This is a genomic window from Alteribacillus sp. HJP-4, assembly GCF_042139015.1.
Classification (GTDB): Bacteria; Bacillota; Bacilli; order Bacillales; family Marinococcaceae; genus JBHIKY01.
Map to the genome: position 1 here is coordinate 96,162 of NZ_JBHIKY010000008.1, position 11,986 is coordinate 108,147.

Below are 11,986 nucleotides of genomic sequence, written 5' to 3' on the forward strand. Positions count from 1 at the left end.
ATCTCTCCTCTTATTTACTTTTATTTATTCTGCTTGCACGTTTTTGTCTATTCATTGCTTCAGCCTGTGCTTTTTTCTTATACCCTGGTTTAACTTTTTTGGGTTTTGGTTTTCGGATCGTGCGGTCAGCTGAACTAGATGATTTTCTATTACTTTTTAATGACGGTCCTTCTGCAGGAATAAGCGCACCCTTTTTCCAATCTGCAAATATTGGTACTACTCCTTGCTTTTGCAGCTTTATCAGAGCCTCTGTATCTTCATTTTCGTAGAGTGTATAGGCTTCACCACTTTCTCCGGCACGAGCTGTTCTACCGGTTCTATGAATGTAATACTCGAGTTCCCGCGGAACAGCATGATTTATTACATGAGATATTCCTTTAATATCCATACCGCGTGCAGCAAGATCAGTTGCGACAATATATTGCACATTGAGCTGCATGATTTTTTTCATTACTTGTTTACGCTGCCTCGGAGTAAGACCTCCATGTAATGCATCAGCATTTAACCCTTCCTTAAGAAGAGCGTCAAGCACTTCATCTGCTTCTTCTTTCGTATTTGTAAAAATCAGTGCCAGATAGGGCTGAATGCTTTTAGCAAACTCGACTGTTACTTCGGTACGATCCCGGTGCTTTAATGATATAAATACATGTTTTATCCTCGCAGGATTTTCTTCAGAAGCCTTAACTTCTACATGCCGCGGGTTTCGTAGATATTTTTTAAGAAAAGGTTGAAGTTTTGCCGGAATGGTTGCTGAGAATACCATCATTTGTAGGTTGTCTGGCATGAGTGCAGCTACTGGATCTAAGTCTTCGAGAAATCCCATATCAAGCATTTGATCTGCCTCATCTATTACCATCATGCCGCACTGGTGCACATCAAGCGCCTGTGCAGATGTCATGTCCTTTAACCGGCCAGGTGTTGCTACCACAATATGAGGCTGCTGTTGCAGCTTTTCAATCGTTCGGGTGCGATCTGTTCCGCCTGTGATCTTTTTAGCAGTAATCCCTGACGACGGATCAGCTGTGATCAGTTGTTTTAAAACATCATATAATTGGCCTGCCAGCTCTCTTGTTGGCGCTGTTATTACCGCTTGAACACGGGGAATCTCTGGATTAATTTTTTGGAGAACCGGGAGCAGAAACGCCAGCGTCTTTCCTGACCCTGTCCTCGACTGGCCAATCACATCTTTTCCATTTATTATTGCCGGAATCAGGCGTTCTTGAATATCTGTTGGTTTGTGTATATCTTGCTGCTGCAGTGCGTTTAATAAAAAGTCATGCAGTTCAAATCGTTTAAATCCATTCATTTCCATTATACTTCCTTCCTTTTTCCGTGGTGCCATCTGCACACCAGCAGGGACATTAACATATTTTATCATAAACAAAGCCATCCAGCGATGGAAAGGATGATACGTGTGTTTCCGATACACCCTAACTACATGAATGCTCCTCCCCAGCCCCCGTCCCCTATGTCAATGAGCCGATTTGGTCCATTCCCGCCTTCCATGCCTGGAGCATTTCCGGGAGCCGGCTTTTCCGGCGGCGGTGGGATTGCAGGACTTATGCCTCAAATACAGAAGATGGTAGGCGTGGCGCAGACTGTCACACCAATGATTCGGCAGTATTACCCGATCGTTCGGCAGCTTCCTGCTATATGGAAATTGCTTTCTGCCAGCAGTGCCCTTCCCGCCCTGCCTAAGGTACCAGCTGTCAAAGAAAGCAGCTGGACGGAGGAATCCATCAAAGAATTCGATGCTGAAGAGAGCTTCCATGAATTTTCACCAGGCAAATTACCTCCTCCTAAGCTTTACGTTTAACAGTAAGAGATTCTCGTATCCCTCCTCCTTTTACAATTATCCTTACTGCTTGTATAATGATGATAGATTTCTTCATCTTAAGATGGTGAAAGAATGAAGTTACAGCATGATGCAAGAGAATGATTACCCGTTTTACGAGGAGGCTGTTATGGAAGTAATAAAAATATCCCCACGCGGTTACTGCTATGGGGTCGTTGATGCAATGGTACTGGCCAGGCAGGCAGCAAGTAATCTTGACCTGCCAAGGCCGATATATATTTTAGGAATGATTGTTCATAACAAGCACGTAACAGATGCTTTCGAAGAGGAAGGCATCATTTCATTGGACGGGCCGAACCGTCTTGAGATTCTTAGAGAAGTAGAAAAAGGAACTGTTATTTTTACAGCACACGGTGTTTCTCCGGAAGTGCGTAAACTTGCCAAGGAAAAAGGGCTGACTACTGTAGATGCAACGTGCCCGGATGTTACAAGAACCCATGATCTGATTCGTGATAAAAAAGAAGAAGGCTATCACGTCATCTATGTAGGAAAAAAAGGGCACCCAGAGCCAGAAGGAGCAATCGGTGTTGCCCCGGATATTGTTCATTTAGTTGAGAACACCGGGGACGTAGATGCGCTTAATATCAATTCTGAGAAAATTATTATTACAAATCAAACTACTATGAGCCAGTGGGATGTTTCAGAAATTATGAACCGTGCGATGGAAAAATATCCACACGCAGAGATTCATAACGAGATCTGCATGGCTACTCAGGTCCGCCAGGAAGCTGTAGCTGAGCAAGCAAAAGAAGCAGATTTAATGCTTGTTGTTGGGGACCCAAAAAGCAATAATTCTAACAGGCTCGCCCAGGTTTCCAAACAAATTGCAGGCACTCCTGCCCATCGTATTGCAGACATTTCCGAATTAAAGCTCGAATGGCTCCATGGTATTGAAACGATTGCTGTTACAGCTGGAGCATCCACTCCAACTCCAATTACAAGAGAAGTTATAACCTTCTTAAAACAATATGACGAAAATGATATGGAAACATGGAAAACCGAGAAGAAAGTGGAAGGATCTAAAATCCTGCCGAAAGTAAAAGTAAAAAAATAAGAAAAACGAGACCGGAACGGGACGGTGGGGAGAAAAAACCTGCCAATATGAACTGAACTGCACCTCAATTATTGGACATTATCTAATAATTGAAGTGCAGTTTTATTTATTAATGTGGAAAATAAGACTGTTTATTTATAAGGGATGTTGTATAAAGAGGTGGATCAACTCTGCGCAACCTCGCTTGCTCCGATCTAATCAACCATTTATTTCTTCATGTAATGGAATTATAATTGTGCATATCAGACGGCAGTTGAACTTAAAAATTTGGTTTGCGTTGCGTCGCCCGGGACATCGCGATCCAAGCTTTTTGCTCATCGTCTACATATCTTTGGAGAAGTATTTTTAGCATCCTTATGGTGATTATTCTTAGATTGAAGAACGGAAGGCGGCGACTCCGACGGGATTCAGTAAAGTCTGAAAATCCATTCTGCCGAAGCTTCGCTGAGGCTGAATTAGTTGAAGACAAGCCCCGCGGAAAGCGTCCGCCAGCAGAGATGAAATCAACACCATCCATACTTTCTCTTCTATCAAAGAAAAAACTTGACTGGTCCCATCCTTTGTTTCTTTTACATAAAACGAAACGGCTCTGTCGACACAGAAGAGGCTGTAATTACTGTAGAGTACTTGCTTTTACCGAGCATTTCATCCAGCTTAGATTTTACTCCGTTTTTCATAATCTGTTCTACGTGATGGCCTGGATCAAGCATGGTCAAACCATCCATTGCAGCATCATGAGCGGTATGAAAATATACATCTCCGGTAATATATACATCGGCACCGAGCCTTTTCGCTGCCTGCCAATATTTATTGCCGTCTCCGCCAAGCACAGCGATTTTTTTTACTTCTTTGTTTACATTTCCGCTTACTCTGACATTTCGCAGGCCAAAGGCTTGTTTTACTTTTGTGATGAACGATTCAAAACTCATAGAACTGTCAAGTTCACCTATTCTGCCGAGACCAAGCATTTTCCCCTCAAGTTCCAGCGGATAAATATCATAAGCAGGTTCTTCATATGGATGGGAGTCAATTAATGCTTTTGTAACTTTATTCAATATATTTTCCGGCACTACTGTTTCTATTCTCTGCTCCGAAGCAAACTCCATTTTGCCCGGATCTCCAAGATACGGATTCGTACCTTCTCCAGGAATAAACGTTCCGGTCCCAGGTGTCGAAAAAGTACAATGACTGTAATCTCCGATAAACCCTGCTCCACTGCCTCCGAGTGCCTTTCTTACTTCACTCACATGATCTTCGGGCACAAAAGCCACTAACTTTTTCAAGGGAACAGTAAACAGCGGCACAAGCACTTCTGTATTATGCAAATTAAGTGCGTCAGCAAGCATATCGTTCACACCGCCTTCTGCAATGTCAAGATTAGTGTGAGCAGCGTACACCGCTATGTCATGCTTTATGCATTTTTCGATTATAGGTCCTTGTCCAGAAGCAGTGTCAATACTTTTTAATGGGCGGAATAAAAGGGGATGATGAGCAATAATCAGGTCAACTTTTTTTTCGATTGCTTCATCAACGACTTCTTCAACTACATCCAGCGCAACCATTACGTTATTAACAGGTTTATTTAATGTGCCTATCATTAAACCAACTTTGTCTCCCTCCACTGCATACGCCTTAGGACACCACTCTTCAAAAAGTTGAATAATATAATTTCCGTTAGCTGGTTTCATATTTATAAACCTCCTCTAACCATTTACAGCGTTTTGCCCACTTTTTTGATTCAATCTCCGCTGAATTTTTGTCATTTGCCTGCTTCATCTGCTGTAGAACATGCTCCCATTTTTTCTTTTCCCGTTCCCATTTTAATTTAAAGGCCGAATTTTGTTTTTGAATTAAGATTGGCCCAAATAATATACTGGCTTCTCTTTCGATAGAAATATCATCATATGGCGCCTCCCCATCCCCAGGGACAGCTGTCAGAATTTCGTAGAAATGTCCATCTTCTTCAAGAAGCTCTTCGTTTATCAACTGCCAGTTATTTTTTATCATCCAGCGGCGCACATTATCTGCCGCTACATTCGGCTGTAAAATAAGACGGCTTACTCTTTCTAGTTTCTGCTTCCCTTCTTCAAGGATGGAAGTGATCAAAGTGCCTCCCATCCCGGCTATTACAATCGTGTCTATTTGATCTTGATCTTTCAATGGGGCCAGGCCGCTGCCCGTTCGAGTTTGTATGACCTCATTTAGATGATGTTCTTTTATTTTTCTTTCAGCAGAACGGAGGGGTCCTGAATTTATGTCAGTCGCCAATGCACTTTTAATTTTCTTATTTCGAATCAGAAATATAGGAAGATAACCATGATCAGTACCGACATCTGCAAGTATTGTATCTCTCGGCACTTCCTCTGCGATTGCAGTAAGCCTGTCCGATAATTGATCCACGTTCATAAAGAAGCTGCTCCTTAGTTTTTTTAAATTCTTAGCATTGTTGCTCGTAATTAAATATAAAAAGGAGGGGGCTCCCCTCCTTTTACGATGGTCTATTATTCCTCAGCAAGAGACTGCAGATAGGCAGCTATAGCCTCTGCTTCCTCAGCGTTTGCAATGCCGCCGGGCATTTCTCCAACCCCATTTTGGGCAATATCAACTATTTCCTCCGCGGAGTGATCTTCCGCAGCAGTATCAATGGCAGGATACTCTCCCTGACCTTCAAGGTTTTCCCCATGGCAGGAAATACAGTTCTCTGTGACAACTTCTTCTCCATACGCTACTGGATCATCCGTCTCCCCTCCGCCTTCTTCGTCATTTGCCTGCTGATTTATACCGACTAATGATAAACCAAGCATTAGCAAAAGACCTGCGACGGCAATTAAAAAAAACGGAATCAGCGGTTTAGCTTTCACACGCGCTCCCCCTTCATAATGATTGCTTATGTATTGCTTTATAACGGTTAATAAATCCGCATTCCTATTTTATTTTACTTTATTATGTGCCATTAGAAAAGTGATAATACTGAGTTTTGTTTATTTTGTCACGATCTGTTCAAATCTATGTTAAATTATTCATCTGTAAAAAAGAAAATAAATGGCAACAGCTGCAATTACACAAACAATGCCAGTGCGGCTTAAATAGTTCATGTGCAGCTTCCGGCCAATTCCTGTCCACAGCATGCAATTGAAAGTAACCGTCAACCAGAGGGCGAAATTATTATTAAATAGTTGAACGGCTGCATATGTGGATATCAAAAGTAGAATGACTAAGGCAGCCGCTAAAAATAGCTGCATTAATATACGATCTTCCTTTTTCAAGAACCGGGCCATCATACATAAGGAAAGTGCAAAAATTATACTGGTAATAATTTGCACAGAAATCGAAAATGGCGTAAAATAAATGACAATAAATGTTAACAAACATGTGATAATCAAAAACAGTACTGCGGCGAGCTTCTTTACTGGAAAGGGGAGACTTTTGTTCCTCTTTTTATTACTGGCACTTTCATCGTTACCTTCTTCGCCTTCTGTATAAAGCACCAGCAGAAAATCACAATATTCAGACGGCAGCAATTGATTATCCTTCCAATACTTAATTTCTTTAACGATCAGTTCTTTACGCGATTTGTCCATATCGAAACTGCTCCTCTGTTTCAATTGAAAAAGCTGCCCCCTTACATCGAAGAAAGGGACAGCTTCACTATTCCAGCAGGTCTAATCAAGAAAATCCTTCAATCGCTTGCTTCGGCTCGGATGACGAAGCTTGCGGAGGGCTTTTGCTTCAATCTGACGGATACGTTCTCTAGTAACTCCGAACACTTTTCCTACTTCCTCAAGGGTGCGCGTCCTTCCATCATCAAGACCAAAACGTAACCGCAGAACATTTTCTTCTCTGTCAGTCAGCGTATCCAGAACATCTTCCAGCTGTTCCTTCAACAACTCATACGCGGCCGCGTCAGATGGAGCAAGAGCTTCCTGGTCTTCGATGAAATCACCTAAATGAGAATCATCCTCTTCCCCAATCGGTGTTTCAAGCGAGACTGGTTCCTGGGCAATCTTTAGTATCTCTCTTACTTTATCTGGTGTGAGGTCCATTTCCTTTGATACTTCTTCAGGTGTAGGCTCACGCCCAAGATCCTGCAAAAGCTGGCGCTGAACGCGAATAAGTTTGTTGATCGTTTCAACCATATGCACTGGAATACGAATTGTCCGTGCTTGATCGGCAATTGCTCTTGTAATGGCCTGTCTAATCCACCACGTTGCATACGTACTGAACTTAAAACCTTTATCATAATCAAACTTTTCCACTGCTTTAATAAGACCCATATTGCCTTCCTGAATTAAATCAAGAAATAACATACCTCGTCCTACATATCTTTTCGCAATAGAAACAACCAGACGGAGGTTTGCTTCTGCGAGCCGGCGTTTAGCCTCCTCATCGCCTTCTTCTATTTGTTTAGCAAGCGAAATTTCTTCAGCTGCCGACAACAGCGGTACCCTGCCAATTTCTTTTAAATACATCCGGACTGGATCATTTATTTTAATTCCGGGAGGTACACTGAGGTCATTCAAGTCAAGCTGTTCTTCTTCTTTTTGTACCTGATCCATGCTCGGGACTTCTTCACCTTCATTTTGTATATCAATACCCTGTTCTCCAACAAATTCAAAAAACTCATCCATTTGTTCAGAGTCTTGATCGTAGGGAGCTAGTTTCTCAGTTATTTCTGCGTAGGATAATACCCCACGCTTTTTACCTAATTCCAGTAATTGTTCTTTTACCTGATCGATCGACATTTCACCTTCCGCCAATGGGCGAATTGGTTTTTCCGCCATTCGATCCCCTCCTTCCATTCTTCACACCAATACGTACAACATTTATCTACAAATTATCCAGGCTCCCACCAAAACAAAAAGGCACGTTCTGTTAAATTTCGTACCCGGTATCTTAACAGCCTGAAAGAAGTAAAATCAACAATTATGCACGCTGGCCATTTTTTAGTTCTTTTTTCATTAAGATTAGTTCATTTGCCAGCTGCAAAGCTTGTTCAATGTCCTGATTTCTTTCTGCTTCTTTCATTTTTTGTTCTTTTTGTTCTATTTCTTCCCATTTTGGATAGTTCTTAACCAGTTTTATATAATCAGACAGTTCATTTTCCGTTAATTGATTGTCTGTGTCAAGCATTGCGATCTCTGAAGCAGTCTTTATAAGCTCTGGTTCTTGAAGATAATTAATAAAAGTGCCGGGGTCGCTGCTATTCCCGTTTGCATAATAACTATAGAGATGAGCAGCAATCGCGATGTGTTGATCAATATTAAAATCTCCGCCGAGTCTTTCCTCGATTTCTTCCGCCGCTTCCTTATCATTCATCATGTGCAGCAGAAGCATTCTCTCAGCATTTTGAAATGCAGGAAGCAGTTTGTTTCTTTTTATAAGGACCTGCTGTCCGCCTCTTCCGGAAATCTCAGCAGAACGACTATTATTTTTTGTGAAGGATTTTTTTGTTTTTCTGTATATTCTGTATTGCTCTTGTTTCAATGCATCGAGCGATAGTGAGAATTCTTCTGCTATTTGCCGTAGATAAAAGTCTCTTTCTGTCGCTTTTGAAACTTTGGATATTTCGCCAAGTACTTCTTCTATATATTGAAGCCGTTCTCCTTCATCCTGAAGATTTTTATTTTTCTTCAAAGTATTTATTTTAAAGGAAAGAACAGGGAGTGATTTGTCGAGAATGCTTTGTTTAAATCGCTCTCCCCCGTATTCTCTTATATAATCATCCGGGTCAGTCTGGTCCGGTACCATTGCCACCAGCACATGAAGTCCTTCTTCTTCCAATAGAACTGCTGTCTTCCATGCTGCTTCCCTGCCTGCATTATCCCCGTCGTAACAGACGATGACCCGCTCACAGTTTCTGCGTATGATCTGGGCCTGACGCTCAGTTAATGAAGTGCCCATGTTGGCAATACTATTGGAGACTCCTGCCCCGGCTGCTGAAATTACATCAGCATACCCTTCAAATAGAACGGCTTCGTTATTTTTCCGGATTGCTGGGCGGGCCAGGCTCATTCCGTATAATATTTCGTTCTTTTTAAAAATAGATGATTCGGGGCTGTTCAAATATTTTGGCTCAGCTTCGCCCAGAGATCTGCCACCAAAACCTATGACTTTTCCCTGTAAATCATGAATCGGAAACATCACCCTGCTTCGAAATCTGTCCCGAAGCTCCCAATCAGAATCGACTCTGTATAACAGACCGGCCTCTTCCATTTCATGGAGGTTAAAATCTCTTTTTTCTAATAATCCTTTTAAAAGACCGGCCTGTTCAGGTGAATAACCGATGCGGAAAGTTTCCATCATTTCTGGTGTGACACCACGTTCAAGCAGGTAATGATAAGCTGCTCTCCCCTGCTCCGTATTCATTAATAGATGATGATAAAAACGTGCAGCCAGCTCAAGCCCCTCCAGCTTTGCTTTATGAATGGTGCCGGTGGAGACAGAACCAGAGGGTCCTGTTTTGACCTCTTCCGGAAGCTGAATTTTCGCTTTTTCAGCCAATTTATTAACAGCTTCGACGAATGGAATGCCTTCCATTTCCATTATAAACGTTATCGAATTGCCGCCGGCTCCACAGCCAAAGCAGTGATAAAGCTGGCGTTCAGGAGAAACCGAGAAGGAGGGAGTTTTCTCTCCATGAAAAGGACAGAGCCCCATATAATGCTTGCCTTTTTTCTTTAATTGGACATGTTCCCCGATAACATCCGTTATATCCAGTGAGTGACGAATTTCAGCTATTATCTCATCCGGAATACGTTTTGCCACTGCTTTATCACCCTCACTCTCTTAGTAATTATTGCTCGTGGGGTTTGTTTAAAAGTTTTAAAAATGCAATTTTGAATGCTTCCTGATCTGATTTTTTGAACTTCGACGGCCCCCGTCCCCTTATTTTACGGCGTTTCATCTGAATTCCTTCAAATCTTCCATTCAAAAGCGCCTGACTGTCACTTTCAGAAAAGATGCTGCCTCGTGGTGACATTGCACTTACTCCCTTTTGAAGGACGAGCACGGCCAGTCCATTATCCTGTGTAATAACTACGTCTCCGGGTTTTACCTGATTTGTAATATAAAGATCTACAGCTTCGGGATCTGCATCTACCATGACCACCTTCGAATAATAATTCTGCGCGGAAAAGTGTGCATACGAACTCACAAAAACCGACGGAATTTCATACTGTTCAGCTACACCGTCAATGATTGATTTTACCGGACAGGCGTCGGCATCTGTGTAGATTGTAATATCCATTCGTCCCTTTCTATTCGACAGTTGTAGACAAATTCCTCCTTCATTTGAAAAGAAATATGCCGGACTGCAGATCATGAAGTAAGTATTAATTCACACAACATTTCATTATATACTAATTAATTTATTTTATCCATTATTTTATTTCATTTTTGAATAAATTTCATAAGTCAATTTCACAATGAAAAATGCGAATATTAAAATCTACTTTCTCTTTATCATTCGACTTTCGCTTCAGGCGAACGCTTTCCGCATGCTTTGCCTCAGCCTATTACAAAAGGAATCAGCCAGGTGATTAAACCCGGCTGATGTTATCTTTTTTGAAACATATTTGAAATTAGATTTGCCGTTTCTTCAACTGCTTTATTGGAAACATCAATAACTGTACATCCTATTTTTTCCATGATTTTTTCTGAATAAGACAGCTCTTCTTTTATTCGGTTGAGATTGGCATAATTTGCTTCTGCTTTCAGACCCAATGCTTTCAAACGTTCAGTCCTTATATCATTAAGCTTTTCGGGACTGATGCGGAGCCCGATACATTTTCTGGGGGTTATCTTAAAGAGCTCTTCCGGAGGTTCCACTTCCGGTACAAGAGGAACGTTTGCTACTTTTAATCGTTTATGAGCTAAATATTGAGAAAGAGGCGTTTTCGAAGTCCTTGAAACTCCGATCAATACTATATCTGCTCTGATGATGCCGCGGGGATCCCGGCCGTCATCATATTTGACTGCGAATTCAATGGCTTCTACTTTTCGGAAATAGTCCTCGTCAAGCCGATAAACCAGACCAGGTTCATATTTAGGCTGCTTTCCGGTTACTGAAATCATTTTTTCGAGCATAGGACCGATAATATCAACCGTCTCCACACCGGCAGCTTTTGCCTGACGGAGCAGAAAGTCTTTTTTCTCTGGTATCACTAGTGTAAATGCGATTAGCGCATGAACTTCCTTTGCTAAATCTATTACTTCAGAAATAGTCGCTTCATCTTCCACGTACGGAATTCTTCTGATTTCCATTCCTTTTTCGCCAAATTGACTAGCAGCCGCTTTAACGACTAGTTCTGCTGTTTCTCCTACTGAGTCAGATACCACATAAACAATTGGGCGCTGGTTACTGATTGTCATTCCCATCCTCCTCTTAGTCTGGCAGGATTGCCTGCTAGATAAGCTGGTCGTGCGATAAATCCACAAGAACCTTTGTCATGTTGGTCTTTGTTACTCTCCCGATCACTTCCCATTTGTTATCTGGGAGCTCTTTAACGACCGGAATGGCGTCTATTTGTTTCTCAATAAGTTTGTTTGCTATCTCAATGATTAAATCATCTTTATAGCACACTGTTATATTCGGCATCCTTGTCATAATAATATTGACTGGCATTGCTTCAAGGTCCTGCTTACCTATACTTGCACGCAGCAGGTCTTTTCGGGAAAGCACACCAATAAGAGCAGAATTTTTATCGGTGACGAAAAGTGTACCGACATCCTCCAGGAACATTGTACAAATTGCATCATATACAGAATTCGACTCATGCACGACAACAGGAATAGACTGATATTCTTTTACGGTAAGCTTTTTTACTTTTTCTGTTAAAAGCTGAGAGCCTGTTTTGCCAGTGTAAAAATATCCTACCCTCGGCCGCGCATCAAGAAATCCAGCCATCGTTAATATGGCAAGATCAGGCCGCAGAGTCGCTCTTGTCAAAGAGAGGTGGTCTGCAATCTGCTCGCCAGTAATTGGACCACTGTCCTTGACTATTGTCAATATTTGCTCTTGCCTTCCTGTGAGTTCTATTGTCATCACCGCCTTCATAACAACGAATGTGTTATGCTTT

The 11,986-nt window shown here is 41.8% G+C and carries 13 protein-coding genes; 2 read left to right on the plus strand and 11 right to left on the minus strand.

Translation table 11 applies throughout. The features are described 5' to 3' along the window. Window positions 1-10 precede the first annotated feature (10 nt). Window positions 11-1,378, minus strand: coding sequence for a DEAD/DEAH box helicase (locus ACE4RR_RS09575; RefSeq protein WP_375535187.1), 1,368 nt, complete (start codon window positions 1,376-1,378; stop codon window positions 11-13). A 36-nt stretch (window positions 1,379-1,414) separates the two neighbouring features. On the opposite strand from ACE4RR_RS09575, the gene vrrA reads away from it, so the two are divergent. After that, the gene (gene vrrA, locus ACE4RR_RS09580; protein WP_375535188.1) at window positions 1,415-1,816 is read left to right on the plus strand and encodes a VrrA/YqfQ family protein; all 402 of its coding nucleotides are present in this window, start codon (window positions 1,415-1,417) and stop codon (window positions 1,814-1,816) included. Between the two features lie 148 nt (window positions 1,817-1,964). Next, on the plus strand, window positions 1,965-2,909 hold the full coding sequence (locus tag ACE4RR_RS09585; protein WP_375535189.1) for a 4-hydroxy-3-methylbut-2-enyl diphosphate reductase: 945 nt from the start codon (window positions 1,965-1,967) through the stop codon (window positions 2,907-2,909). Between the two features lie 369 nt (window positions 2,910-3,278). On the opposite strand, the gene ACE4RR_RS09590 is transcribed toward ACE4RR_RS09585, so the two are convergent. The 10 genes from ACE4RR_RS09590 to ccpN all read right to left on the minus strand — a co-directional run bounded on the left by ACE4RR_RS09590 (window position 3,279) and on the right by ccpN (window position 11,964). After that, window positions 3,279-3,422: a hypothetical protein gene (locus tag ACE4RR_RS09590; RefSeq protein ID WP_375535190.1), complete on the minus strand. Its 144-nt coding sequence runs from the start codon at window positions 3,420-3,422 to the stop codon at window positions 3,279-3,281. Window positions 3,423-3,478: 56 nt separating this feature from the next. Next, a complete protein-coding gene (locus tag ACE4RR_RS09595) occupies window positions 3,479-4,597 on the minus strand; it encodes a Nif3-like dinuclear metal center hexameric protein (RefSeq protein WP_375535191.1) in 1,119 nt (372 codons plus the stop codon). Next, window positions 4,584-5,315 carry a tRNA (adenine(22)-N(1))-methyltransferase gene (locus tag ACE4RR_RS09600; RefSeq protein WP_375535192.1) on the minus strand — a complete coding sequence of 244 codons (732 nt, stop codon included), beginning with the start codon at window positions 5,313-5,315 and terminating at the stop codon, window positions 4,584-4,586. The genes ACE4RR_RS09595 and ACE4RR_RS09600 overlap by 14 nt, the downstream gene beginning before the upstream one ends. A gap of 95 nt (window positions 5,316-5,410) precedes the next feature. Then, a complete protein-coding gene (locus ACE4RR_RS09605) occupies window positions 5,411-5,770 on the minus strand; it encodes a c-type cytochrome (protein ID WP_375535193.1) in 360 nt (119 codons plus the stop codon). A gap of 159 nt (window positions 5,771-5,929) precedes the next feature. After that, window positions 5,930-6,490 (minus strand): hypothetical protein, encoded by a 561-nt coding sequence (locus ACE4RR_RS09610; RefSeq protein WP_375535194.1) that lies wholly within the window; start codon window positions 6,488-6,490, stop codon window positions 5,930-5,932. An 81-nt stretch (window positions 6,491-6,571) separates the two neighbouring features. Then, window positions 6,572-7,690: an RNA polymerase sigma factor RpoD gene (gene rpoD, locus ACE4RR_RS09615; protein WP_375535195.1), complete on the minus strand. Its 1,119-nt coding sequence runs from the start codon at window positions 7,688-7,690 to the stop codon at window positions 6,572-6,574. Between the two features lie 142 nt (window positions 7,691-7,832). Then, a complete protein-coding gene (gene dnaG / locus ACE4RR_RS09620; protein ID WP_375535196.1) occupies window positions 7,833-9,674 on the minus strand; it encodes a DNA primase in 1,842 nt (613 codons plus the stop codon). A gap of 28 nt (window positions 9,675-9,702) precedes the next feature. Beyond that, window positions 9,703-10,155: a YaiI/YqxD family protein gene (locus ACE4RR_RS09625; protein ID WP_375535197.1), complete on the minus strand. Its 453-nt coding sequence runs from the start codon at window positions 10,153-10,155 to the stop codon at window positions 9,703-9,705. 308 nt (window positions 10,156-10,463) lie between these two features. Further along, entirely contained in the window at window positions 10,464-11,279 is an 816-nt protein-coding gene (locus ACE4RR_RS09630) for a pyruvate, water dikinase regulatory protein (RefSeq protein ID WP_375535198.1), read from the minus strand. 34 nt (window positions 11,280-11,313) lie between these two features. Next, window positions 11,314-11,964 (minus strand): transcriptional regulator CcpN, encoded by a 651-nt coding sequence (gene ccpN / locus ACE4RR_RS09635; RefSeq protein WP_375535199.1) that lies wholly within the window; start codon window positions 11,962-11,964, stop codon window positions 11,314-11,316. Between the last annotated feature and the right edge of the window lie 22 nt (window positions 11,965-11,986).